Source organism: Frondihabitans sp. OV104 (assembly GCF_057787745.1).
The window spans coordinates 1643633-1667229 of record NZ_CM173541.1 but is presented as its reverse complement, the minus strand read 5'-3'; the positions used below and the strand labels follow the sequence as shown (position 1 = coordinate 1667229).

At 71.0% G+C, this 23597-nt stretch carries 21 protein-coding genes; 7 read left to right on the top strand and 14 right to left on the bottom strand.

All coding sequences use genetic code 11. The features are described 5' to 3' along the window. Nucleotides 1–106: 106 nt before the first annotated feature. Nucleotides 107–943: a siderophore-interacting protein gene (locus AC3CBB_RS07825; RefSeq protein WP_488626578.1), complete on the bottom strand. Its 837-nt coding sequence runs from the start codon at nt 941–943 to the stop codon at nt 107–109. Between the two features lie 132 nt (nt 944–1075). On the opposite strand from AC3CBB_RS07825, the gene AC3CBB_RS07820 reads away from it, so the two are divergent. Beyond that, nucleotides 1076–2176 carry a hypothetical protein gene (locus AC3CBB_RS07820; protein WP_488626577.1) on the top strand — a complete coding sequence of 367 codons (1101 nt, stop codon included), beginning with the start codon at nt 1076–1078 and terminating at the stop codon, nt 2174–2176. Nucleotides 2177–2201: 25 nt separating this feature from the next. Further along, nucleotides 2202–2927 carry a hypothetical protein gene (locus tag AC3CBB_RS07815; protein WP_488626576.1) on the top strand — a complete coding sequence of 242 codons (726 nt, stop codon included), beginning with the start codon at nt 2202–2204 and terminating at the stop codon, nt 2925–2927. A 12-nt stretch (nt 2928–2939) separates the two neighbouring features. Here AC3CBB_RS07815 and AC3CBB_RS07810 read toward each other — a convergent pair whose 3' ends face one another. The 3 genes from AC3CBB_RS07810 to AC3CBB_RS07800 are packed head-to-tail and all read right to left on the bottom strand — an operon-like array spanning nt 2940 to nt 6911. After that, nucleotides 2940–4688, bottom strand: a complete 1749-nt coding sequence (locus AC3CBB_RS07810) for a glycoside hydrolase family 3 protein (protein WP_488626575.1) — start codon at nt 4686–4688, stop codon at nt 2940–2942. Between the two features lie 7 nt (nt 4689–4695). After that, the gene (locus AC3CBB_RS07805; RefSeq protein ID WP_488626725.1) at nt 4696–5703 is read right to left on the bottom strand and encodes a sugar phosphate isomerase/epimerase family protein; all 1008 of its coding nucleotides are present in this window, start codon (nt 5701–5703) and stop codon (nt 4696–4698) included. A 2-nt stretch (nt 5704–5705) separates the two neighbouring features. After that, nucleotides 5706–6911, bottom strand: coding sequence for a Gfo/Idh/MocA family protein (locus AC3CBB_RS07800; protein ID WP_488626574.1), 1206 nt, complete (start codon nt 6909–6911; stop codon nt 5706–5708). 185 nt (nt 6912–7096) lie between these two features. Here AC3CBB_RS07800 and AC3CBB_RS07795 point away from each other — a divergent pair, with 185 nt between their 5' ends. Further along, nucleotides 7097–8053, top strand: coding sequence for a nucleoside hydrolase (locus AC3CBB_RS07795; protein ID WP_488626573.1), 957 nt, complete (start codon nt 7097–7099; stop codon nt 8051–8053). Then, nucleotides 8050–8811 (top strand): SDR family NAD(P)-dependent oxidoreductase, encoded by a 762-nt coding sequence (locus AC3CBB_RS07790; RefSeq protein ID WP_488626572.1) that lies wholly within the window; start codon nt 8050–8052, stop codon nt 8809–8811. Before AC3CBB_RS07795 ends, AC3CBB_RS07790 begins: the two co-directional genes overlap by 4 nt. Before the next feature lie 285 nt (nt 8812–9096). On the opposite strand, the gene xylB is transcribed toward AC3CBB_RS07790, so the two are convergent. The 9 genes from xylB to AC3CBB_RS07745 all read right to left on the bottom strand — a co-directional run bounded on the left by xylB (nt 9097) and on the right by AC3CBB_RS07745 (nt 19372). Then, the gene (gene xylB, locus AC3CBB_RS07785; protein ID WP_488626571.1) at nt 9097–10581 is read right to left on the bottom strand and encodes a xylulokinase; all 1485 of its coding nucleotides are present in this window, start codon (nt 10579–10581) and stop codon (nt 9097–9099) included. A 3-nt stretch (nt 10582–10584) separates the two neighbouring features. Beyond that, on the bottom strand, nt 10585–11775 hold the full coding sequence (gene xylA / locus AC3CBB_RS07780) for a xylose isomerase (protein ID WP_123505004.1): 1191 nt from the start codon (nt 11773–11775) through the stop codon (nt 10585–10587). Nucleotides 11776–11854: 79 nt separating this feature from the next. Continuing rightward, nucleotides 11855–12934 (bottom strand): YihY/virulence factor BrkB family protein, encoded by a 1080-nt coding sequence (locus tag AC3CBB_RS07775; protein WP_123505003.1) that lies wholly within the window; start codon nt 12932–12934, stop codon nt 11855–11857. A 105-nt stretch (nt 12935–13039) separates the two neighbouring features. Next, on the bottom strand, nt 13040–14191 hold the full coding sequence (locus tag AC3CBB_RS07770) for a Gfo/Idh/MocA family protein (protein WP_488626570.1): 1152 nt from the start codon (nt 14189–14191) through the stop codon (nt 13040–13042). After that, nucleotides 14188–14985 carry a ThuA domain-containing protein gene (locus AC3CBB_RS07765; RefSeq protein ID WP_123505001.1) on the bottom strand — a complete coding sequence of 266 codons (798 nt, stop codon included), beginning with the start codon at nt 14983–14985 and terminating at the stop codon, nt 14188–14190. The genes AC3CBB_RS07770 and AC3CBB_RS07765 overlap by 4 nt, the downstream gene beginning before the upstream one ends. Nucleotides 14986–15055: 70 nt before the next feature. Further along, nucleotides 15056–16237 (bottom strand): Gfo/Idh/MocA family protein, encoded by a 1182-nt coding sequence (locus AC3CBB_RS07760; RefSeq protein ID WP_488626569.1) that lies wholly within the window; start codon nt 16235–16237, stop codon nt 15056–15058. After that, nucleotides 16234–17112 (bottom strand): carbohydrate ABC transporter permease, encoded by an 879-nt coding sequence (locus AC3CBB_RS07755; RefSeq protein WP_488626568.1) that lies wholly within the window; start codon nt 17110–17112, stop codon nt 16234–16236. Before AC3CBB_RS07755 ends, AC3CBB_RS07760 begins: the two co-directional genes overlap by 4 nt. After that, nucleotides 17109–17981: a carbohydrate ABC transporter permease gene (locus AC3CBB_RS07750; RefSeq protein ID WP_233579880.1), complete on the bottom strand. Its 873-nt coding sequence runs from the start codon at nt 17979–17981 to the stop codon at nt 17109–17111. The genes AC3CBB_RS07755 and AC3CBB_RS07750 overlap by 4 nt, the downstream gene beginning before the upstream one ends. Nucleotides 17982–18127: 146 nt before the next feature. After that, entirely contained in the window at nt 18128–19372 is a 1245-nt protein-coding gene (locus AC3CBB_RS07745) for a sugar ABC transporter substrate-binding protein (RefSeq protein WP_233579817.1), read from the bottom strand. Between the two features lie 216 nt (nt 19373–19588). On the opposite strand from AC3CBB_RS07745, the gene AC3CBB_RS07740 reads away from it, so the two are divergent. Further along, nucleotides 19589–20620: a LacI family DNA-binding transcriptional regulator gene (locus AC3CBB_RS07740; RefSeq protein WP_488626567.1), complete on the top strand. Its 1032-nt coding sequence runs from the start codon at nt 19589–19591 to the stop codon at nt 20618–20620. Nucleotides 20621–20663: 43 nt separating this feature from the next. Here AC3CBB_RS07740 and AC3CBB_RS07735 read toward each other — a convergent pair whose 3' ends face one another. After that, nucleotides 20664–21821, bottom strand: a complete 1158-nt coding sequence (locus AC3CBB_RS07735) for an ROK family protein (RefSeq protein WP_488626566.1) — start codon at nt 21819–21821, stop codon at nt 20664–20666. A 250-nt stretch (nt 21822–22071) separates the two neighbouring features. Here AC3CBB_RS07735 and AC3CBB_RS07730 point away from each other — a divergent pair, with 250 nt between their 5' ends. Continuing rightward, complete coding sequence (locus AC3CBB_RS07730) at nt 22072–22686, top strand: TMEM175 family protein (RefSeq protein WP_488626565.1); 615 nt, start codon at nt 22072–22074, stop codon at nt 22684–22686. Then, nucleotides 22683–23405 carry a 5'-methylthioadenosine/S-adenosylhomocysteine nucleosidase gene (mtnN, locus tag AC3CBB_RS07725; protein ID WP_488626564.1) on the top strand — a complete coding sequence of 241 codons (723 nt, stop codon included), beginning with the start codon at nt 22683–22685 and terminating at the stop codon, nt 23403–23405. The genes AC3CBB_RS07730 and mtnN overlap by 4 nt, the downstream gene beginning before the upstream one ends. The last annotated feature ends 192 nt before the right edge of the window (nt 23406–23597 follow it).

Below are 23597 nucleotides of genomic sequence, written 5' to 3'. Positions count from 1 at the left end.
GCCGGCGGTCGGGCTAGCGAAGCGATGCCCCTTCGGCACGAGGCGGACATCGGCCTTCGATCGCGCGAAACGCGCCCCCCACTCCGTGTGGTAGACGCGGAGATCCTCAGAAGATCTGCCCGACGGGCTCGCGCTTCTCGGCCTGGAAGCGGTCTTCCGCGCGGCCGAGCGCCCAGTACGCCGAGAGCGACAGGTGGGCCCGGTCGAGGCCCCAGCCGTCGGTGAGCACCCGGCGCACCTGCTTGATGGCCGTGCGCTCGCCGTGCACGAACGCCTGCACCACGCCCTCGGGCCGCGCGAGCTCTTCGGCGGCGGCGACGAGCAGGCTGCCGGGGGCGGCGCCAGCGCGGTGCAGCCAGCGGAGCTCGACGCCGGTCGGCGCCGTGAGCGGCAGCTGATCGGCGGCCGACTCGACCTCGAGCAGCGCGACGCCGCGGGCGTCGGTGCTGAGCGCTTCGATGGCCGCGGCGAGGGCGGGCAGCGCGGCGTCGTCGCCGACGAGCAGATGGAAGACCGCGGGGTCGGCCGACGGCGCATAGCCGCCGCCAGGCCCCGACAGCGCGAGCAGGTCGCCCGGCTGGGCCGCGGCGGCCCACGGCCCTGCGAGGCCCTCGTCGCCGTGCACCACGAAGTCGACGGCGATGGTCTTCGCGGCCTCGTCGACCGAGCGGACCGTGTAGGTGCGGCGCACCGGGACGTCCTCCGGCGCGAGGGTCTCGCGCAGCGCGTCGAGGTCGTACGGCGGCACGAGCCCGAGGTACGGCTTCGCCAGCAGCAGCTTGACGTACTTGTCGGTCGCAGCGAGGCGCTCGGGGTCGGCCCCGGCGAGGAACGCGTCGAACGCGTCGCCGCCGAGGTGGACGCGCACTAGGTGGGGCGTGAGCCGCTCCACGCGGTCGACGACGAAGACGGACTGGGGGCGGGCGGGGCGATCTCCGGGCATCCAGCCATTCTGCCCGGGGACGACGCGTCGAACCGCCCCGTTCGGGGGATCCATAGAGTGCACACTCTGCAGATACTGTGAATTCACCAAGACTTTTGTGGTCCAGGGGGACCCCACGATGCAGGAGACGCTGTGACCATCTCGACCGCCCGCCCGCCACTCCGATTCCAGACGCCGCAGGGGTGGCCGCAGCCGCCCGCCGACTGGGTCGTCCGCAACCAGGGCTGGCAGCCGCCCGCGGGCTGGACCCCGCCGACCAGCGGACAGTACCCGCTCGCCCCGGCTCCGCAGGGCTGGCGGTTCTGGGCTCCGAACGGCGCCGCCTGGGACGACTACCGTCAGCCCTTCGCCAAGCACGCGCACCGCGCCATCCTGGTCGGCGGCATCATGCTCGGTGTCGCGATCGCGATCACCCTCGCCGGCATGCTGGGCGAGTTCGGCCGCTCGTACTACCTCCTCTACGGAACCCTGATCTTCGGCGCGATCCGCCTGATCACCGGTCTGGCGGCGCTCCGCAAGGTCGACCCCGCGGCCCGCGCCGCCATCGGCCCCGACTCGATCGAGGTGCGCCGTCAGCTCGACTCCGAGGGCTACCGCGCCTACCTCGACCGGACGGCTCGCGAGCGTGCCGAGACAGGTGCCCCGGCGCAGACGTTCGACGAGTTCGGCTTCGGCCGCGACGCGCAGCCGTGGGACGGAGCCGCAGTTCCTGCGCCCCAGCTGCCCGAGGGTGCGCCGTCGCCGACCATGGCCCTCTGGGCGTCAGCCGCACCCGCCGCCTCCGCCGCCGCGGCGTTCACCGACGCCGACACGGGCCGACGCTCGCGACGCGGCCTCTGGATGGGGCTCGGCGCCGCGGCCGCGATCGTGATCGGCATCGCGATCCCGCTGGCGATTCCGCACGGCTCCACCTCGACGGCTCTCTCGTCGCTGTCGAACTCGAACCCCGCTGCCGACTCGACGGTCTACGTGCCCACCGACGGCTGGACGGTGCTCGACACGAACACCTGCACGACCGGCACCGACTGCCTGAACATCGACGTGCAGCCGGTCGCGAGCTGCCCGGCGGCGACGATCGACTGGGGCTTCGCCGACTCGAAGACCGGCAGCGACAAGGCGACCCGGACGACCCCGGTGGCGCTCGTCGCCGGCCAGACCGCCCACGTGTCGATGCCGATCGGCGACGACATGTCCGGTGCGAAGTACATCTTCCTCGAGGCCGTGCACTGCTAGCGGCGCAGGATCCGCGACGACGCCGATGACGTACACCCCCGACCGCCCGCCGCTCCGCTTCGTGCCCCCGCCCGGCTGGCCGACGCCGACACCCGAGTGGGTCGCCCGCAACCAGGGCTGGCAGCCACCCGCGGGGTGGACGCCGCCGCTGCGGCGTCCCGTGTACGCCGCCCCGCCGGAGTGGCAGTTCTGGGCGCCCGAGCCGACTCATTGGACGCCGTTCCGGGCCACCTTCACCTCGGGAATCACCAGCGCGCTCACGTGGGGCTCGATCATCCTGGCGATCGGCGTGCTCTTCGGGGTGACGGCGATCGCGTCGGGCGACCACAGCTTCCTCGGCATGACGGCGCTGTTCTTCGTCTTCGGCGGCATCCGCCTGGCGACCGGACTCAGCGCGCGGGCGACCGTCGAGCGGCGCGTGCGCGAAGCGATCCGCACGGCGGCGCCCGTGGTGCGCCACGACGTCGACTCGTGGGCGTACCGCGCCTACCTCGATGCCACGGCGGGCGCGCGCGCGCAGACCGGCCGGCCGCCCATGCACTTCGACGAGTTCGGCTTCGCGCGCGACGCCGCCGGATGGGGTGCCGGGGCCGAGTCGGCCATCCTGGCGCCGATGCGCTGGACGGCGCCGGTCGTCACGCCGAAGCCGCCGATGATCCGCAAGAGCCTGCGGATCGCGCTGCTCGTGATGATCGGGCTGATCCTGCTCGTCGCCCTCCCCGGCCTCGTCCAGTCGGCGCTCGGCGGCTGACCCGCTCCCTCGCTAGTAGCGCAGGCCGTGCCCGAATCGGAACAGCGGATCGGCGGTGTCGAACGCGACGTCCTCGCGCGACGCCTCGACGGCGGCCATCGAGCGGGGCAGGTCGAACGGCAGCGCCCCCTGCGGAGACTCGTCGCCGAACAGCACGGCCACGAGGTTCTCGTCCGAGCACCCGTAATCGGCCACCAGCGCGCCGACCTCGCCCGCGAAGGGCGTGAGGATCGCCGGGCGGTCGAGGTAGACGTCGAGCACCGTGGGCACGGTCGCCGCGATCGCGGTGATGCGGTCGATCTCGGCCTGGGCGAAGTCCAGCGACCCGGCGTGGAAGTGCGCCTCGAAGCCCTCGCCCCGGGCCTCGAACGGAGCCTTGACGCGCAGGATCGCGACGTCGGCCTCGGCCGGGTCGTCGACGGCCGTGCCGTGCCCCTCGAGCGCCGTGGCGGGGAGACCGTAGACCTTGGCGCCCGCGGCGAGCGGCAGGAGGCCGTCGTTCACCAGCAGCGTCAGCGACGCGCGCTGCGCCGCCGCACCGGCCGCGACGAACTCGTCGTTGCCGACGACGACGGCGGCGCGCTCCTCGTCGACGAACGGGTTCTCGAAGAGGCCGAGCCGGAACTTCTCGCGCAGCAGGCGCCGCACCGAGACGTCGAGGCGGGCTTCGGCCAGGCGTCCGCTCGTGGCGAGGCCGAGCACCACGTCGGTGCAGAGCTCGCCGCCGAACTGGTCGACGCCCGCCTCGAGCGCCTTGAGCGCCCGCTCCTCGCGGCTGAGGTCTTCGACGCCCCAGGCCCGGGCCGGGTACATCGTGCCCATGATGTCGGCGTCGGTGAGGAGGCCCCAGTCGGTGCAGACCACGCCGTCGAAGCCGTAGCGCTCCCGGAGCAGGCCCGTGATGACCTGCTTGTTGAACGAGAAGCCGACCTCCTCGTACTGGGTGCCGACCGGCATGCCGTAGTAGGGCATGATCTGCGATCCGCCGGCGGCGAAGGCCGCCTCGAACGGCTTGAGGTGCTGCTCGAACATGCCGCCCGGGTAGACCTGTTCGCGGCCGTAGGCGAAATGCGGGTCTTCACCGTCTTTCTGAGGCCCGCCGCCGGGAAAGTGCTTGGTCATCGTCGACACCGACTCGGGCCCGACCGACTCGCCCTGGAAGCCCCGGATGTAGGCGACCACCAGCTCCGAGGTGAGGTCGGCGTCCTCGCCGAAGGTGCCGTTCGCCCGCGACCATCGCGGCTCGGTCGCCAGGTCGATCTGCGGATGCAGGGCGACGCGCAGGCCGACCGCGAGGTACTCCCGGCGCGCCATGTCGGCGAACCGCTCGACCAGCTCGGGGGAGCGGATCGCCGCGAGGCCCAGCGTCTCGGGCCACTGCGAGAACGGGCCCGCCATCATGGCCGTGCCCGGGTTGTCGGTGAACGCGTGCCGCGGGTCGGTCGAGAACGAGATCGGGATTCCCAGCGGAGTCGAGACCGCGAGCCGCTGGGCGACGTTCAGCCACTGGGCGAACTCGCGCCCCGACCCGGGCGCGCCCAGCAGGTTGAAGTGGTTCATCCGCTGGTCGACGACCATCGTCTGAAGCGACGGGAGGCCGAACGCCGGGTTCGCCACCGTCGGGTCGCCGAGCGCCGCCATGCTGTGGAACAGCAGGCCCACCTTGTCGGCTGTGTCGAGCCGACAGAGCAGATCGTCGACGCGCTGGTCGATGTCGAGCGAGGCGTCCTGATACGGGTGGGCGATGGCGGCGTCGGTCATGGGGTGATCAGCTCCGGTCTTGGGCGAAGGCCGCGTCGAACGCCGACGACGGCTGCGGGAACGACAGGCCGCGCACGAACTGCAGCGCCTCGGGGGCGCCGACGAGGCGGTCCATCCCGGCATCCTCCCACTCGACCGAGAGCGGGCCCTCGTAGCCGATGGCGTTGAGCATGCGCACGGCGTCCTCCCACGGCACGTCGCCGCGCCCGGTGGAGATGAAGTCCCAGCCGCGTCGGGGGTCGGCCCAGGGCAGGTGCGACGAGAGACGCCCGTTCCTGCCGTTGAGCCGCTTCTTCGTGTCTTTGCAGTGCACATTGAAGATGTGCTCCTGGAAGTCCCAGAGGAAGCCAACGGCGTCGAGGTCTTGCCAGACCATGTGCGAAGGGTCCCAGTTGATGCCGAACGAGGCGCGGTGGCCGATCGCCTCGAGCGTCTTCTTCGTGGTCCAGTAGTCGTAGGCGATCTCGGACGGGTGCGGCTCGAGGGCGAAGCGGACGCCGACCTCCTCGAAGACGTCGAGGATGGGGTTCCAGCGATCGGCGAAGTCCTGGTAGCCGGCCTCGACGAGCTCGTCGCGCACCGGCGGGAACATGGCGACGTACTTCCAGATCGACGAGCCCGTGAACCCCGTGACCGTCTTCGCGCCCAGGCGGGCGGCCGTGCGGGCGGTGTTCTTCATCTCGGCGGCGGCGCGCTGGCGGACGCCCTCGGGGTCGCCGTCGCCCCAGACCGAGTCGGGGAGCATGTCGCGGTGGCGCTGGTCGATCGGGTCGTCGCACACGGCCTGGCCCTTGAGGTGGTTCGAGATCGCGAAGACCTGGAGGCCGTTCTTCTCGAGGATCGCCTTGCGATCGGCGATGTAGGCGTCGTCGGTGGCGCCGCGGTCGGGGTCGAGGTGGTCGCCCCAGCAGGCGATCTCGAGGCCGTCGTAGCCCCACTCGCCGGCGAGGCGGCAGACCTCCTCGAAGGGCAGGTCGGCCCACTGGCCGGTGAACAGGGTGATCGGTCGCTGGATGCTCATCGGGTCTCTCCGTTCGCGGTGGCGGTGGCTCGGGTGGTCGTCCACGCGCTCCCGGCCTCGCTCGACCGGTCGACGGCGTCGAGGACGCGCTGCACCTGCAGGCCGTCCTCGAATGACGGGGTGGGCTGGGTTCGTGCGTCGATGGAGGTCAGGAGGTCGACGAGCTGGTGCGAGAACGCGTGCTCGTAGCCGATGGTGTGCCCGGTCGGCCACCAGGCGGCGAAGTAGGGGTGCTCGGGCTCGGTGACGAGGATCCTCTTGAAGCCGAGCTCGGTGGCCGGCGCCGTCGCGTCGTAGAACTCCAGCTCGTTCTCGCGCTCGAGGTCGAACGAGAGGGCGCCCAGGCTGCCGGCGATCTCGATGCGGAAGGCGTTCTTGCGGCCCGTCGCGAAGCGCGTCGCCTCGAACGAGCCGATGGCGCCGCCCGAGAGCTTGGCGGTGAAGAGCGCGAGGTCGTCGACGGTGACCTGGCCGCGCTCGGTCGACGCGGCGCCGCCGAGGCTGGTCTGCGCGACGCTCTCGTCGAGCAGCGGTCGCTCGGTGACGAACGTGTGCAGCAGGCCCGAGACGTCGTCGAGCGTCTGCCCCGTGATGAACTGCACGGCGTCGATGGCGTGCGCTCCGATGTCGCCGAGAGCGCCGGAGCCGGCCTTGGCCTTGTCGAGGCGCCAGGTCATCGGGCCGTCCTCGTCGACGAGCCAGTCCTGGAGGTACTGCGCCCGGACCTGCCGGATCGTGCCGAGCCGCCCCTCGGCGACCAGCTGCTTGGCGAAGGTGAGCGCAGGAACTCGGCGGTAGCTGAACCCGACCATCGCGTACACGCCGCGCTCGGCCGCCGCCTTCGCTGCCGCCGCCATCGTCTCGGCCTCCTCGACCGTGTTGGCCAGCGGCTTCTCGCACAGCACGTGCTTGCCGGCCTCGAGCGCGGCCACGGCGATCTCGACGTGGGTCGAGCCGGGGGAGGAGATGTCGATGAGGCCGATGTCGGGGTCGTTCACGACGTCGTGCCAGTCGTTGGCCGTCTTCTCCCAGCCCCACTTCTCGGCCGCGGCGGTGGTCGCCGACGCGTTGCGGCCGACCAGCGTCGACATGACCGGGGTGAGCGGCAGGTCGAAGAAGCGCGGCGCGACGCGGAAGGCCTGCGAGTGCGCGGCTCCCATGAAGCCGTGGCCGACCATGGCGACGTTGATGTGTTCGGGCATTCGGCGACTCCTTTGTCGTGCACTTTGTTTCGGTACGCTACAAACTACCCGGTCGGTGCGCTGACTCGCCAGCGTCTTTCGTATGACGTATTGCGCAACCGGTTGACCACTTCTAGAGTGAGCGCGGGCCACCGCATCCCGGGGATGGCGGTTATGCGACCACGGTCCCGTTTCGAAGGAGAGACATGCTGGAACACGTCCGGCCCCGCGCCCGCGTCATCGTCGACAACGACTTCTCGGGCGACCCCGACGACCTCTGGCAGCTCGCTCACCACGTGCTCTCGCCCTCCGTCGAGATCCCCTTCGTCATCGGCTCGCACCTGGCGCCGAACGACGGCTTCGACTCGAGCGATCACCAGGCCGCCAACGCGGTGACGGTCGCGACCGACCTGCTCGAGCGCGTCGGCCGCGCCGACATCCCCGTGGTCCAGGGCGCCGAGCTGGCGCTGGTCTCGCCGACCGAGCCGCGCGACTCGGCCGCCGCCCGCGCGATCATCGCCGAGGCCCTCCGCGACGACACCGACCTGCCGCTCTACTTCGCGGCCGGCGCCGGAATGACCGACCTCGCCAGCGCGCTGCTGCTCGAGCCGTCGATCGCGGCGAGGATCACGCTGGTCTGGATCGGCGGCAACGAGCACCCGGGCATCGGCACCCCGCCTCCCGGCGCCTCGGCCGTCGAGTACAACCTCAACATCGACGTGCAGGGTGCCCGGACCGTCTTCGCGGCACCCGACCTCGCCATCTGGCAGGTGCCCCGCGACGCGTACCGCCGGGTGCTGATGTCGTTCGCCGAGATCGACGCGCGCGTGCGCCCGCTGGGCCCGCTGGGGGAGTACCTCGCGTCGTCGCTCGACGCCGTGGCCTCGCGGGTGCTGGAGTTCGGCCTCAACATCGGCGAGACGTATGTGCTCGGCGACAGCCCGCTGGTCTTGCTCACCGCTCTTCAGTCGTCGTTCGAGGCCGACCCGTCGTCGAGCGACTACGTGCTCGTGCCGCGCCCGCAGCTCGGCGACGACGGGCAGTACCGGCCGCCGCTCGAGGGTGCCGGCACGATCCGCGTCTACACGCACCTCGACCTCCGCCTCCTGATCGACGACCTCGTCGCGAAGCTCGCCCTCCACTCCCGTAAGGCCCTCTCATGACCGACCGCCTCCAGAACAAGACCGCCCTGGTGACCGGCGCCGCCTCGGGCATCGGCCGGGCGATCGCCGACGCCTTCGCCGCCGAGGGCGCGACCGTGGTCTTCGCCGACCTCGACGGGGCCGCTGCCACCGCGGCCGCGGCGTCGGTGCCCGACGACCGCGGCGTCGCCGTCTCGATGGACATCGCCGACGAGGGGGCCGTCGAGGCCGGCTTCGCGGCTCTCGCCGCGGACGGCATCGTGCCGGACGTCGTCGTCGCCAACGCGGGCGTGCAGCTCTTCGGCCACGACGCCAAGGTCGCCGACGTCTCGCTCGAGACCTGGAACCGCACCGTCGGGATCAACCTCACCGGCACGTTCCTGACCGTCAAGCACGCGGTCCGCTCCATGCTCGCCAACGCCGGCGGCTCCATCATCGCGACCGGCAGCCCGACGGGCGTGAACGGCGAGGGCTCCGAGTTCGCGGCCTACTCGTCGACCAAGGGCGGCATCCACTCGCTCGTGCGCGCGACGGCCATGGCGTACGCCCGCGACGGCATCCGCGTGAACACGGTCGTGCCGGGCTACACCGAGACGCCGCTCGTCTCGGCCATCTCGGGCGATGCCGAGTCGCGCGCCGCCATCACCTCGCGCGTCCCGCTCGGCCGACCCGGCACCCCCGCCGACGTCACCGGCATCATGGTCTACCTCGCCAGCGACGAGTCGTCGTACGCGACCGGCGCGATCTTCACGGTCGACGGCGGGATGACGTCGCTGTAGGCGTCGCGGTCGCGGTCGCCGTCGCTGGCTCCGCCCGCCGGATCGGCAGGCCCCCGTCGGGTCGGTCGGCCGGCCCGCCGAAACGGCACGTCCCCGACGATGCCACGGCGGGAGCGAGCCGATCTGGCGGGGGCGGCCGCCCGATACGGATCCCGCTTCGTGGCGTCCAGCGACCGGAACGACGAAACCCTCCGAATCGGCCTGCACACGTGTCCACGGACAGGCGCGGGGGCCGAATCGGAGGGTCTGCGCCGGTTCGGAGGTTCTGAGCCGTCACCGGCGGCGCTAGACCAGGTACGCCCCCGCCGCCGCGTCGTACTGCTCGCGGATCGCCGGCTGCGCGTCGCCCGGCACGACGACGGCGTCGCCGCCGGCCCACGCAGCAGCCGACCCGGTCACGAGCCGAGCGGCCTGCGCCGCCGCCCCGAGCGCGACGTACTCGCCGGGCGTCGGCACGGTCACGTCGCGCCCGAACACCTGCGCGGCGATGGCCTGCACGGCGGCATTCTGCGCCGCCCCGCCGATGAGCAGCAGGCGCTCCACCGTCACGCCCGACGCGACGACCGCGTCGACGCCGGCCGCGAGCGAGCAGAGCATGCCCTCGATGGCGGCGCGCGCGAGGTGCGCGGGGGTCATCGTGGCGGAGGTCAGCCCTGTCAGCGTCCCGGTGGCGTCGGGCAGGTTGGGGGTGCGCTCGCCCGCGAGGTAGGGCACGAAGACGAGCCCGCCCGTTCCTGCGCCCACGGTCAGGGCAGCCTCGCCGAACGCCTCGTAGTCGAGACCGAGCAACGCGCTCGTCGCATCGAGCACGCGGGCGGCGTTGAGCGTGGTGACGATCGGCAGCCGCTGGTCGGTGGCGTCGGCGAATCCGGCGACTGTTCCCGACTCGTCGGACGTGACGCTGGGCGCCACGCCGAAGACCGTGCCGCTGGTGCCGAGCGAGATCACGACGTCGCCCGCCCCGGCCCCGAGGCCGAGCGCGGCCGAGGCGTTGTCGCCCGCACCCGCCCCGATTCTCAGGCCCGCAGGAACGCGCGCCCCCGCCGGCAGCTCCACCGCGCCGTCGACGGCGCCCATCACCTCGTCGTGCGCGACCACGCGCGGGACGACGACGCCGTCGGCGTCGCCCTCCGCCCCGGCCACGCGCAGCGGGCGCTCGAACGCACGCGCGAACAGCTCGTCGTCGTAGGCGTCGCGGGCCGGGTCGTAGTAGGCGGTGCCGCTGGCGTCGGAGCGATCCGTCGCCAGAGCGTCGAGGTCGGGGCCCAGCGGCGAGTCGTCGGCCGGGCCGTAGCCGCGGAGCCGCCACGACAGCCAGTCGTGGGGGAGCGCCACCGCCGCGACGCGGGCGGCGTTCTCTGGCTCCGCGTCACGGAGCCAGCGCAGCTTCGTCGCGGTGAACGAGGCGACGGGGACGAGCCCGGTGCGCGCCGCGTAGGCGGCGGCACCGAGCTCGTCGGTCAGGTCGCGGGCGGCCTGGGCGCTGCGGGTGTCGTTCCAGAGGAGGGCGTCGCGGACGACGCGCCCCTCCGAGTCCAGCGCCACGAGACCGTGCTGCTGGCCGCCGACCGACAGGGCCGACACGTCGTCGAGCCCGCCCGCCGCGGTGATCGCCTCGCCGAGGGCGCGCCACCACTCCGACGGGTTCACCGAGGTGCCGTCGGGGTGGGAGGCGCGACCCTCGCGGACGATCGCCCCGGTGGCGGCGTCGACGATGACGACCTTACAGCTCTGCGTCGAGGAGTCGACGCCGGCTACGAGTTCTGCCATGGTCTAGCGCGCGCCCATGAGGTGCTCGAGCGCCAGCTGCTGCAGGCGCACGAAGCCGAAGCCCTTGGCGCCGAAGTAGGAGTCGGCGTCGAAGTCCTCGTAGGCGGAGGTGTCGGCCAGGATCTGGTCGTAGGTCTCGCCGTCGTTCAGGGTCGGCGTACGCAGCTCGTCGACCTTCGATGCGGCGAGGGCCGCCTGCACCTCGGGGTCGGCGCGGAACGCCGCGGCGCGCTCCTTGAGCAGCAGGTACATGCGCATGTTGGCTGCGGCCGAGTCCCAGACGCCCGAGATGTCTTCGGTGCGGCTCGGCTTGTAGTCGAAGTGGCGCGGGCCGGTGTAGGCCGGGACGCCGCCCGGGCCGCCGTTCTCGAGCAGGTCGACGAGCGAGAACGCGTTCTGCAGGTCGCCGTGGCCGAAGACGAGGTCCTGGTCGTACTTGATGCCGCGCTGGCCATTGAGGTCGATGTGGAAGAGCTTGCCGCAGTACAGCGCCTGGGCGATGCCGGCGGTGAAGTTCAGGCCCGCCATCTGCTCGTGGCCGACCTCGGGGTTGACGCCGAAGAGCTCGGGCTTCTCGAGGGTGTCGATGAAGGCGATCGCGTGGCCGAGGGTCGGCAGCAGGATGTCGCCGCGAGGTTCGTTCGGCTTGGGCTCGATGGCGAACTTGATGCCGTAGCCCTTGTCCTCGGTGTACTGGGCGAGCATGTTGACGGCCTCGCGGTAGCGCTCGAGAGCAGCCTGCACGTCTTTGGCGGCGTCGTACTCGGCGCCCTCGCGGCCGCCCCACATGACGAAGGTCTCGGCGCCGAGCTCGGCGGCGAGGTCGACGTTGCGCATCACCTTGCGGAGGGCGAAGCGGCGCACCTGGCGGTCGTTCGACGTGAAGCCGCCGTCCTTGAAGACGGGGGCCGAGAACAGGTTCGTCGTGATCATCGGGACCTTCACGCCCGTGGCCGAGAGAGCGCCCTTGAGACGGTCGATCTGGGTCTGGCGCTCGGCGTCGGTCGAGCCGAACGCGAAGAGGTCGTCGTCGTGGAAGGTGAGGCCGTAGGCGCCGAGCTCGTCGAGCTTCTCGACGGCCTCCACGACGTCGAGCGGCGGGCGCGTGGGGCCGCCGAACGGGTCGGACCCGTTGTAGCCGATGGTCCAGAGACCGAAGGAGAACTTGTCGTCGCGCGTGGGCTTCGTTGCCATGAGGGGTCACCGTTCTGAGAGGTAGACGGCACGGGGATTGTTGTGCCAAACACCAAACTAGGTGCGCGCTGGCGTCAGGTCAAGGAGCGCCGCGCCGGAACCTGTCTCGGACGGCCGAGGCGGCCCGGATCCACAGCGGCTTCGCCCGCAGCGCCCGGAGCTCGATCTCACGGCGACGCGCGGCGGCCTCGCGCTCCCGCTCGAGGCGCAGCTCCTCCTGCAGCCGCTCGACGCGCGCCTTCTCGGCGACGGGGTCGGCCAGCACTCCGTCTCTCGCCATCATCAGCGCTATCCACGACGCCACGATCAGCAGCACCTGGCAGACCAGGTTCAGGAAGATGAGCAGACCGACGATGACGGCGAACGACGCGAGGAGCGGATTGGTCGTGCCGCGCCCGAGCAGCGATCCTGCGACCGTCTTCAGCACGCCGAGCGCCAGCGCGCCGAGCAGTGCGCCCTGGAGGAGGCGCCGCCGGGGGATGTGCAGGCCGGCGAGCACGATGAAGAGCCCCATCAGCACGGCCGTGTCGAAGACGAAGACCACGGCGAGGCCGACCAGCCGCAGCAGCAGGGTCGCGGCCGGGTTCGACTGCGAGATGTCGAGCATGCCGAGCAGGAACCGCACCGACGAGGTGCTCACCAGCGACAGCACGCTCGAGGCCAGCACCGCCACGCCGAACAGCAGCCCGATCAGGAGGTCTTTCGCCTTGAGCAGCAGGAAGGGCTCCGTCGGCTGCGGCACGTCGAAGATCGTGCGCACCGATCCGCGCGCCGAGCCGAGGAACCCGATGGCCGTGAACACCAGCACGACGACGGCGATCGCGCCGGTGAGGCTGAACACGCTGGCGTGCAGCAGCGAGGTCGGGTCGATCGCGCCCTTGCCGCCTCCGCCGGGCGACGAGATGAGGCCCGGGACCGACGCGTCGATGATGTCGAACAGGGAGTCCTGCAGCGACGGGCTCTGTGACAGCACGATTCCGGCGACCGCGAAGCCCGACCACAGCGCCGCGAACAGGGCGAACAGCGCCTGGTAGGCCAGGCCGGCGGCGAGCACGAACCCGTTCTTGCCGCCGAACAGCAGCATCACGCGGATCGGGAAGAATGCGAACACGCGGTCGAAGAGGCGGTCGACGGCGTTCTTCTCGGGCGCGGTCGTCATGCTCCGACCGTATCGTGCCTGCCCCGCGCCGGTATCGGCGGGGGCCGCCGCTGCGGGCGGGTCTCTCGTCACTGGGCCGAAGCCGACGGAGACCCGCCTTGTCGATCAGGCGACGCGGGAGCCGACGGCGGCGAGAGCGGAGCGGACCGAGCCCCACGACGTCAGGCGCTCGCGCACGTCGTCGCGCGTCTCGGCGGCGATCGCCTCGGTCAGCGCGCCCTCGAGTACCTCGTCGATCAGGATGCGGCGGCGCTGGTTCTTGGATGCGATCGCGGCCTCCACCATCGCCAGGCTCATGATGTTTCCGTGCACCTCGCCGTCGGGGGCCTCGCCCGTCCGGAGCGCGCGGGTGAAAGCCGTCAGCGAGCCGGCGATCCCGTCGCCGAGCGAGGCAGCGGGCGCAGGAACTCCGAGCCCGCCGTCGACCTCGCTCGTGGGGGAGTCGTCGCCGTTCCACAGCGCCGAGCCGTGCTCGCCGCTGACCCGCCACGATCCGTTCCACGACGTCTCGAACCCGGGGCTGCACCACGAGCCGTCGTACTCGTAGCGGACGCCGCCCTCGAACTCGAACAGCGCGGTCGCCGCCGAGTCGCCGGAGTACCACGACCACGACGGGTTGTACGACTCGCAGTAGACCGAGACCGGCTCGGTGCCGAGGAGGTAGCGCACCGAGTCGAACGGGTGGATGGCCATGTCGAGAAGGAGGACGTCGTCCATCTCCTCGCGGAACCCGCCGAAGTGCGGCGCCTTGTAGAACTCGGTCGTGACGATGCCGACGTCGCCGAGCAGGGCGGCGTGCTGTCTCAGGTCGACGAGCTGGTCGTTGCGGCGCCGCGACTGCGACACCATGAACAGCTCGCCCGAGACCTCCGCCGCGGCCGCCAGCGACAGCGACTGCGCGATCGTCGGCGCCACCGGCTTCTCGCCGAGCACGGGAAGGCCGAGGAAGAGCGCCTGGGTCGTCACCGGGTGGTGGGCCACGGGGACCGTGATGTCGAGGATGGCATCCGGGCGGGTCTGCTCGACGAGTGCCGCGAGGTCGGTGCCGACGGCCAGTTCCTGCGCCCCGGGTGTGCCTGAACCCAGCGCCTGCGCCGAGGCCTTCGCCGCGTCGAGGTTGAGGTCGACGATCCCGACGAGCTCGACGTCGGGATCGGCCGCGACGGTGCCGAGCCAGGCCTGGCCCATGCCGCCCGCGCCGACCTGGATCACCCGGAGCGGACGATCCGACGGCGCCTCGGCGCGGAACCCGGTCATGCGCCGACCGATTCGGCCGGGGCCTCCAGCGGGTGGTCGAACGGACCGGCGTAGTGCTGGCCGTCGAAGTACTCGCCGAGGTCGTAGCGGTTGAGCGTCGGAATGGCGCGCTCGCGCTCGGGACGCGCCCACTCGACGCCGTTCGCGATCACGCGTCGAACGTCTTTGTGGTGGTAGACGGGGAAGTCCTGGTCGCCGGGCGAGAAGAAGAAGATCTTGCCGAGCCCGCGACGGTAGGTCATGCCCGAGCGGAAGACCTCGCCGCCGGTGAACCCCGAGATGAAGACGAGCTCGTCGGGGGTGGGCACGTCGAAGTACTCGCCGTACATCTCCTGTTCGGGGATGACGATCGGGTTCGGCACGCCGCGGGTGATCGGGTGCTGCGGGTTGACGGTCCAGACGAGCTCCTGGTCGTGCTCGCTGCGCCAGCGGAGGGTGCAGGTCGTGCCCATGAGCTTGCCGAAGATCTTCGACCAGTGGCCGGAGTGCAGCACGAGCAGGCCCATGCCGCTCAGGACGTGGCGGTGGACGCGGTCGACGATGAGGTCGTCGACGTCGCCGTGTGCGGCGTGGCCCCACCAGGTGAGCACGTCGGTGTCGGCGAGGAGCTCGTCGGTGAGGCCGTGCTCGGGCATGTCCATGGTGACGACGGTGATCACGGCGTCGGGGAGGTTCTCCTGGATGCCGGCGGCGATCGCGCCGTGCATGCCGTCGGGATAGCGCTCGGCGACGTGGCGCTCGACCTTCTCGTGGACGTTCTCGCCCCAGACGGTGACGCGGAGAGGTGTTGACATGGTGAGCCCTTCTGTACTGGCTTGTCGGTGTGTGGCTTGTCGGTGTTCGGCTGGTCGGCGGAGCTGCGGGTCAGGCGTCGACGGGGTGAGAGAGGTGGAGGCCGGCCGACGCGGAGCCCCAGGCGAGGAGCGCGTCGTGGACGGCGGGGGGAGCGGGGAGGTCGAGGGCGGTCGCGTAGGCGTCGTCGAGCACGTCCGCGATGCGCACGCGGACCCCGGTGTCGGCCGACCTCACGGCGGCCTCGACCATGGCGAGGCTCAGGACATTCGCGTGGACCTCGCTCTCGGGCGTGCGCCCCGTGCGGACGGCGTCGACGAAGTCGGCCAGCGCCCCGGCGACCTCCTCGGGTGCGTCGTCGCGGATCGGCTCCGAGAGACCTGAGCTCGTGACGACGCTCGCTCCGGTGCCGGGCACGGATGCCGAGGGGTCGGCGCGCTCGATGTCGACGCCGCGCTCGCCGTCCCAGGTCGCCGTGCCGTGCGAGCCGCCGGCCCGCCAGACGCCGTTCCAGGAGGTGTCCATGCCGCGGGTCGTCCACGAGCCCGTGTAGCGGTAGCGGGTACCGCCCTCGAACTCGAAGGTCGCGGTCGCGACCGAGTCGCCGTCGAACCAGCTCCACGCCGGGTTGTACGTCTCGCACCACACCGACACCGGGTTCGACCGGAGCAGGTACCGCGCGACGTCGAAGGCGTGGATCGCCATGTCGACGAGGAGCGGGTGCGCCATCGTCTCCCGGAAGCCCGGAAAATGGGCCTCCTTGGCGTACTCGGTGGTGAGCAGGGCCGTCTCGCCGATCTCGTCGATCGCGCCCCGGAAGGCGGCGAGCGCGTTGTAGTAGCGGCGGTTCTGGCTCGTCATGACCAGCCGGCCCGACGCCTCGGCGGCGGCTGCCGTGAGCAGCGCCTCCGCCACCGTGGGAGCGATCGGCTTCTCGCAGAGCACCGGGAGCCCGGCGTCGAGAGCCTCGGTGGTGACCGGCAGGTGGGCCCGGGGCACCGTGACGTTGATCACGGCCTCGGCGCTCGCCGCGGCGGCGACGTCGGCGACGCTCGTCCCGACGACGTCGACGCCGTACTCGCCGGCCGCCGATCGCGCGAGGTCGAGGTCGAGGTCGACGATCCCGACGACACGGGCATCTGCCGAGTGCCGGAGCGCCTCGAGCCAGTTGCGGCCCATGAGGCCCGCGCCCACGAGGACGACCCGGAGCGGGGTGCCGCGATCGACGGCCACCCCTTCCGAGGCCGTGGTCACTTCACGGCCCCGCCGAGCGCGCCGGCCGCGATGTACTTCTGCGCGAAGAGGAGGAGCACCGCGGCAGGCAGCGACGCGAGCACCGAGGTGGCCATGACGGGACCCCAGTCGGTCACGTTCGACCCGATGTAGTTGTAGATGCCGAGGGTGATCGGCCTCACCGCGTCGGTCGACGTCAGCGTCAGCGCGATCAGGAAGTCGCCCCAGGCCCCGAGGAAGGTGAACAGGGCCGCCGTCACGATGGCGTTGCGGCTGATCGGGATGACGATCGACACGAATGCGCGGAAATCGCCCGCGCCGTCGACCAGCGCCGCCTCGACCAGGCTCGGCGGCAGCGATTCCATGAACGCCCGCATCAGCAGGATCGCGAACGGCACCTGCACCGCGCTGTCGGCGAGGATCAGGCCGACGTACGAGTTGAGCAGCCCGACGTCGTTGAACAGCGTGTAGAGCGCGTTCGCCACGACGATCGTCGGCACCATCTGCGTGATCAGGAGGATCAGCAGAAGCGGCCGGGTGCCCCGCATCTTGAACCGCGCCAGGCCGTAGGCCGCCGGGGTCGCGATCGCCAGCGTGACGACGACCGTGCTGAGCGCGATGATCATGCTCGACAGGAAGTTCTGGCCCTGCTGCGAGAACGCGGCCTGATAGCCGGCGAACGTCGGCGAGAACGGGAACCAGGTGGCCGTGGCCGCCCCCGCAGTCGCCTGCAGGCTCGTGTTGACCATCCAGTAGACCGGGAAGACCATGATCGCCAGGATGATGATCCCGACGATGGTCAGCGGGATCGAGCGGGCCTTGCTCTTCGGCTTGCGGGGGTTCGTCGTCGTCGCGGCACGGACTCGCGCCTGCGCACGGGGGAGGCTGACGGTCATTCGTCGACCGCCTTCCGCGAGATGGCCAGGTAGATCATGGCGAACACGAACGACACGACGATGAGGACGTTGCTCACGGCGGCTCCGATTCCGAACTGGAAGTTGATGAACGACTGGTGGTACGCGTTCGTCGCAAGGGTCTGCGTCGAGTTCGCGGGACCGCCGCCGGTGAGGCCGAGGATCAGATCGACCACCTTCAGCGTGTAGACCACCCCGAGGATGATCACGACGCTCACGACCGAGCGGATGCTGGGCCAGGTGATGTGCCAGAAGGCCTTCCACCCGGTTGCGCCGTCGAGCGAGGCCGCCTCGTAGAGCTCGGTCGGGACGGCCTGCAGGCCGCTGTAGAGGATGGTCGTGTTGAACGGGATGCCGAGCCAGATGTTCACGCCGATGACGGCGATCAGAGCGAGGTTCGGGCTGACGAGCCAGGGGACGGCAGGAACTCCGAAGATGCCGAGGAACTGGTTGAGCGCCCCGCTGTCCTGGTCGAGCAGCCACTTCCACACCGCGCTGGACGCGATCAGAGGCAGCAGCCACGGGAGCAGGAGGAGTCCGCGGAGGAAGGCCGACAGCGGGAAGTTGCGCTTGAAGAACAGCGCCAGGCCCAGGCCGATCACGAACTGCATCACGATCGACCCGATGGTGAACAGGCCGGTGTTGATGAGGCTGGTCGTGAAGACCGAGCTGGTGAAGATGCTGACGTAGTTCGCGAAGCCCACCCACGGGGCCTCGCCCGTGAAGAAGGTCTTCGTCGTGTAGTCCTGGAACGACATGATGACGTTCTTCACGACGGGGTACCCGAAGAACACGGCCACGAAGATCGCGGCCGGCGTGACGAACAGCCACCGCGTCGCTCCGCTGAGCATCTGCGCTCGCCGTCGTCCCGGGCGGACCGGCGGCGTCGTGACGACGTCGCGGCCCAATCTCACTTGCGTTGACACGCTCATATCTGCCTTCCCTGTGCTCTGTAAAGGAAGGGGAGCCGGCCCGGCCGGGCCGGCTCCCCGACGACCTACTGGTTCTGCGTCTGCGCCTGCTTGAGCGCGTCTGCGGGGGTCGCCTTTCCGGTCAGGGCCAGCTGGACGGCGGTGTAGATCTTCGTGGCGGCCTTGGGCCAGTCCTCGCCGAGCTCGCCGGTGCGGGCGCGAGCGGTCTTCACCGTGGTGACGAACGAGGCGACCTGCGGGTGGTCCTTCGCCCAGGCGTCGGCCGCGTCGATGTTCGTCGGGACGTTGCCGGTGATGCCGGCGATGGTCGCCTGCATCTTGGCCTCGTTGAGGCAGCCGACGAACTTGCCGGCGAGCTTCATCTTCGCGGAGTCCTTCGTCACGGGGACGGTGAACGCCTCGCCGCCGAGCGGGGCCACCGTGGCGGCGCCGTCCTTCGTCGGGATCGGCACGCTGTCGAAGGAGAGGCCCTTCGCGGCGTTGAGGGCGGGCAGCTGCCAGGGGCCGTTGATCATCATGGCGGCCTTGCCGGCGATGAACTGGTTGTTCACGTCGGCCTGGGCCCAGTTGATCGAGCTCTTCGACATCGAGCCGTCGCTCTGGAGGGCGAGGTCGAACTGCAGGGCCTCGGTGGCCGCGGTGGTGTCGATGTTCTTCTCGTCGCCGCCGTTCGACCAGAAGAAGGGCAGGAACTGCCAGGTGCCCTCGTACGTGTTGATGTTGCTCATCGCGAAGCCGTAGGTCTTGCCCGTGGTCAGCTTCTTCGCTGCCGCACGGAGCTCGTCCCAGGTCTTCGGCGGGGTGACGCCGGCGGCCTTGAGGAGCTTGGTGTTGTAGTAGAGCGCGATCGAGTTGGTGACCGGCTGGAGGCCGTACAGCTTGCCCTTGTAGGTGTTGGCCTTCTCGACGGCCGGCACGAGGCCGTCGGCGCTGAGGCCGTAGTCGTCGAGCGGCGAGAGGGCGCCCGAGGCGGCGATCTGCTGCACGTCGGGGTTGTCGAGCATGAGGACGTCGGGCAGGGTGCGCGACGACGCCTGCTGCAGCACCTTCGCGATCAGGCCGGCGCCGGCGACGTGGTTGATCTTGACCTTGGCGCCGACCGTCTTGGCGCACTGGTTGTAGATGGGGTTGAAGCTCGCCGCGTAGTAGTCCTCGATGGTGAGGGTCTTCGAGTCGGCCGACGACGAGCCGCCGCCTCCGGCCGAGCAGCCGGTCAGGACCAGCGGCACAGTGGCCGCCATGGCGACGGCGCCGATGATAGTTCGACGGAGCCTCGTGGCACGGCGCAGTTCGGGGAATCTAGGCTTCATTGCTTAGCTCTTCTCGTGGTGTGTGCATCTCGTGGGGTGGGGGTGCGGCGGTGATCGCCGCGCTCGGGGGTGCACGAGGCAGGGAGCGCTTCGTTGCGTTCTCGAGTGGCATGAACGTAGCAGTAAAGCGCTTAGCTAGTAAAGCGCTTAACGCAACAAATTCCTCTGGTCGGTTTCCCGCTACAGTGAATCCACCCGATTCAGGCAGGAGGCCCGATGGCGACAATGCAAGATGTCGCGACTCGCGCGGGGGTCTCGATCGCCACGGTCTCGTTCGTCGTCAACGGCACCAAGAACGTCTCGCCATCGACCCGCGACCGCGTCACCTCGGCCATGGCCGAGCTGGGCTTCCGCAACAACGTCGTCGCCCGGGCGCTGGCCAGCCGCCGCACGCGGATCATGGCTCTGCTCTTCCCGTCGGTCGAGCACCGGATGGGCCCGACGGCGACCAGCTTCTTCACCAGCGCCGCGGGTCGCGCCTCCGACCTCGGGTACCACCTCGTGCTCTGGCCGAGCGAGGCGAACGGCGAAGACGTCGACGACCTCATCTCGGGCGGGCTCATCGACGGCGTCATCGTCATGGAGATCAAGATGGAGGATCACCGCATCGACCTCCTCCTCGAGCGCGGTGTCCCGTTCACGGCGATCGGCCGCACCCGGCACCCCGAGGCCCTCTCGTACGTCGACATCGACTTCGAGACGACGATCGAGGACAGCCTCGACTACCTCCAGAGCCTCGGGCACGAGCGGGTCGGCCTGGTGACCGAAGACATGGAGGGCAGCCCGATGGCCGGGTACGCCCCCCACATCCGCACCGAGTCGACATTCCTCGGCTCGGCCGAGCGCCGCGGGATGCACGCGATCGTCGTGCACTGCGGCGAGTCGACGGCCGGAGGCAACGCCGCGGCTCACGACCTCATCGCGGCCGATCCCGAGGTGACGGCGGTGCTCATCATGAAAGACGACTCGACCTTCGGCCTCATGCGCGGCCTCGCCGAGCAGGGGCTGGACGTGCCCGGCGACGTCTCGGTCATGTCGATCGCGTCGTCGACTGCGGCGGGCGCCCTGCACGAGCCGCCTCTCACGACGATGGACTCGCCCGGACGGCAGCTGGGCCGCATCGCTGCCGAGTCGCTCGTGAACCAGCTCGACGGCCCGGCGGCCGAGCCCCTGCACCTGCTGCTGCCGTGCACGCTGCACGTCGCCGGCTCGACGGCCGTCGCGCGCCCCCGCCCTCGCCCCCGCTAGCAGCCCCTCGAGAAGCCCCGATCCGGGCAGACGGCCGGGAGCTCTAGAGGCCCGCGATCAGCGCCTCGATCGGCAGCTGCGCGGCCCCGATCGTCAGGAGGTCCGAGCCGAGCTGCGACCGGCGGATGTCGACGCCGTCCCAGAGCGGATCGAGCGAGTGGGCGGCGACGCCGTCGCGGATCCTGCGCAGGTCGACCGCTGCAAGCGACCCCAGGAACCCGCCCAGCACGATCCGCGACGGGTTGAGCAGGTTGACCGCGGTAGCGAGGGCGACGACGAGGCTGTCGATCTGGCGGTGCACCTCGCTCGTCACGGCCCCCGCTTTCGAGGCGAGCAGGATCCGCTCGAACTCGTCGGGGCTCGCCGTCGGAAGGCCCAGGGCCCTGAGCAGCCCCGCCCGGTGCACCTCCGATTCGAGGGTGCCCTGCTGGCCGGCGCTGTCGAGCGAGCCGCCGCGCCGCACCGACACGTGGCCGATCTCGCCGGCGTGGCCGCTGGCCCCGCGGAGGGGCGCGCCGCCCGAGACGATGCCGCCGCCGATGCCGCTGGCGCCGCCGTTGACGTAGAGGAGGTCGTCCGACCCGCGGCCGGCGCCGAAGATCCACTCGGCCTGGGCGCCGAGGATCGCGTCGTTCGCGGCCTGGACCGGGAGGCCGGTGGCGGCCTGCAGCTGCTCGCCGAACGCCACGTCGCGCCAGCCGAGGTGGGGTGCGATCCGGACGAAGCCGTCGGGCATCCGCACGATGCCGGGCACGGCCGCGCCGAGCCCGACGACGTCGTGGTCACCCGCCAGGTCGGCGCTGATCCGCGCGACGGCCTCGGCGGTGACCGCGACGGCCTCGGCCACCGACGGCCGGTGCGACACCTCGATGCGGTCCTTCCGCAGCACGCGGCCGCCGAGCTGCACGACGCCGACGGTGATGGCGTCGATCTCGGGGTTGACGGTCATCGCGACGGGTCTGTCGCTCGGGCGCACCAGGGGGCTGGGGCGGCCGATCTGCCCGGCGGAGCTCGCGTCGTCCTCGATGGCGAGGCCGCGCTCGGTCAGATCGGCGACGAGCGTGCCGATGGTGGAGCGGTTGAGGCCGGTGAGCCGCGTCAGGTCGCTGCGGGTCGCGGGCGCGACGTGGATGCGGCGCAGGATGCGCGACAGATTGCGCTGTCGTGAGGCGTCGGGTCGGCGAGGGATCGGATCGGCCACGCACCCAGTATGTCGTGCCGCGCAACGAAGGCGCGGCAGAGCGGAGTTCCTGCGCCCGAAGTCGGCTAGTTCTGGTCGTGCAGAGCGATGAACGACGCGACCGTCATGCCGCCCCCGAGCACGACGACGGCCCCAATGAAGATCCAGAAGAATTCGACCACGGTGTCCTCCTCGCGGGCCGCGACGTCGCGACCTCTGGCACCTGACTACACCGCCGGGCACCCGTGTGTCCACCCGTTAGCCTGATCGCATGGCGCACCCCAGGACAGACCGCGGCCTCGACCGGCTCGTGAACTTCTCCGACGCCACGGTCGCGATCGCGATCACCCTGCTGATCCTGCCGCTGGTCGACATCGCGGGGGAGTCCTCGGGGCGCGACCTCGGCGGGCTGCTCGCCGACAACATCGGCGCCGTCGTCAGCTTCGCGATCACGTTCGCCGTCATCGGCCGCTTCTGGTCGGTGCACCACACTGTCTTCGAGTACGCCGTCTCGTACAACCGCCGACTCGTCAACGCGAACCTCGTCTGGCTCGCGTCGATCGTGTTCCTGCCCTTCGCGGCGAACGTCATCAGCCGCTCCAGCGGAGAGCGCGCCAACTCGGCCCTCTACATCGGCACGATGGTGGTCACCAGCGGATCCGCCGCGGTCATCGACTGGCTGCTCACCCGCGAACCCGGCCTCGGCGATCCCGCCACGATCGGCCGCCTCCGGGTGACGCCCGCCGTGATCTCGACGGCCCTGTTCGCGCTCGCGCTCGTGGTGGCCGTCGTGTTCCCCGTCGTGAACCTCTACGCGCTCCTGCTCCTCCTGCTCGGCCGTCCCATCGGGGCGCTCGTCTCGAATCGAAAGAAAGCCTCCGAATGAGCACCGCCACCACTGCCACGACCGCCCTCGTCTTCGTCGCCATGGAAGAGGAGGCGGCACCGTACCTTGCCCACGCCACGTCGGTCGGCGCGCCGGTCGCCATCGGCCGCTCGGTACAGCGCGACCTCACCGTGCCCGGCGGCGGCGCCCTCACCCTGGTGCTGACCGGCATCGGCCTGGTCAACGCCGCAGCCGCCGCCACAGCGGCCATCGTCTCGGTGCACGCGCGCGGTGCCACGGTGCGGGGGGCGGTGTCGGCCGGCTCCGCCGGTGCCCTGTCGCAGGAACTCCGCGTCGGCGACGTCGTGGTCGGCGCCGAGTGCGCGAACCTCGACGCCGATGCCCGCGCCTTCGGCTACGCCCTCGGCCAGACCCCCGGCATGCCCGCCCGCTACGCCGGCGACCCCGCCCTGCTGGCCGCCGCGCTCGACCAGCACGAGGCCGACTGGGCCGTGCACTCCGGCCTCGTCGCCTCGAGCGACCGCTTCATGACGGCCGAGACGCTCGGCACGGTCGCCGTCGACTTCCCGGGGCTGGCCGCCGTCGACATGGAGACGCTCGCCCTGGCGCAGACGTGCTTCGCGTTCGACGTGCCGTTCCTCGCCGTCCGCGGCATCTCGGACTTCGCCGACGAGGACGCCGCCGCCCACAACGACGCCAACGCGACGTCGTCGTCGGCGCGGTCGCTGACCGTGACCCTCCGCGCGCTCGGCCTCTAGCGCCGCCCCGCACTCGTCGTCGAGACTCCAGCGTTGGCCCCTCAATCGCCGCCGTAAGGGTCTAACGCTGGAGTTTCGCGCGGCTCGGGGACGCCGGCGCGCGAAGCGCGCCCTGCGGCGGCGCATGCCGCCGTGGCGAACGCCGGGCACAGCGTCAGGTACCGGCCCCCATCCTCGGATCGTATTGCGCTT

What these genes read in the sequence shown, in the direction of transcription:
- AC3CBB_RS07770 (WP_488626570.1), bottom strand. Translation starts at nt 14,191, where the DNA reads ATGACCGGGTTCCGCGCCGAGGCGCCGTCGGATCGTCCGCTCCGGGTG.
- AC3CBB_RS07810 (WP_488626575.1), bottom strand. Translation starts at nt 4,688, where the DNA reads ATGACCGACGCCGCCATCGCCCACCCGTATCAGGACGCCTCGCTCGAC.
- AC3CBB_RS07730 (WP_488626565.1), top strand. Translation starts at nt 22,072, where the DNA reads ATGGCGCACCCCAGGACAGACCGCGGCCTCGACCGGCTCGTGAACTTC.
- AC3CBB_RS07745 (WP_233579817.1), bottom strand. Translation starts at nt 19,372, where the DNA reads ATGAAGCCTAGATTCCCCGAACTGCGCCGTGCCACGAGGCTCCGTCGA.
- AC3CBB_RS07765 (WP_123505001.1), bottom strand. Translation starts at nt 14,985, where the DNA reads ATGTCAACACCTCTCCGCGTCACCGTCTGGGGCGAGAACGTCCACGAG.
- AC3CBB_RS07755 (WP_488626568.1), bottom strand. Translation starts at nt 17,112, where the DNA reads ATGACCGTCAGCCTCCCCCGTGCGCAGGCGCGAGTCCGTGCCGCGACG.
- AC3CBB_RS07825 (WP_488626578.1), bottom strand. Translation starts at nt 943, where the DNA reads ATGCCCGGAGATCGCCCCGCCCGCCCCCAGTCCGTCTTCGTCGTCGAC.
- AC3CBB_RS07740 (WP_488626567.1), top strand. Translation starts at nt 19,589, where the DNA reads ATGGCGACAATGCAAGATGTCGCGACTCGCGCGGGGGTCTCGATCGCC.
- AC3CBB_RS07790 (WP_488626572.1), top strand. Translation starts at nt 8,050, where the DNA reads ATGACCGACCGCCTCCAGAACAAGACCGCCCTGGTGACCGGCGCCGCC.
- AC3CBB_RS07800 (WP_488626574.1), bottom strand. Translation starts at nt 6,911, where the DNA reads ATGCCCGAACACATCAACGTCGCCATGGTCGGCCACGGCTTCATGGGA.
- xylB (WP_488626571.1), bottom strand. Translation starts at nt 10,581, where the DNA reads ATGGCAGAACTCGTAGCCGGCGTCGACTCCTCGACGCAGAGCTGTAAG.
- AC3CBB_RS07775 (WP_123505003.1), bottom strand. Translation starts at nt 12,934, where the DNA reads ATGACGACCGCGCCCGAGAAGAACGCCGTCGACCGCCTCTTCGACCGC.
- mtnN (WP_488626564.1), top strand. Translation starts at nt 22,683, where the DNA reads ATGAGCACCGCCACCACTGCCACGACCGCCCTCGTCTTCGTCGCCATG.
- xylA (WP_123505004.1), bottom strand. Translation starts at nt 11,775, where the DNA reads ATGGCAACGAAGCCCACGCGCGACGACAAGTTCTCCTTCGGTCTCTGG.
- AC3CBB_RS07815 (WP_488626576.1), top strand. Translation starts at nt 2,202, where the DNA reads ATGACGTACACCCCCGACCGCCCGCCGCTCCGCTTCGTGCCCCCGCCC.
- AC3CBB_RS07795 (WP_488626573.1), top strand. Translation starts at nt 7,097, where the DNA reads ATGCTGGAACACGTCCGGCCCCGCGCCCGCGTCATCGTCGACAACGAC.
- AC3CBB_RS07750 (WP_233579880.1), bottom strand. Translation starts at nt 17,981, where the DNA reads ATGCTCAGCGGAGCGACGCGGTGGCTGTTCGTCACGCCGGCCGCGATC.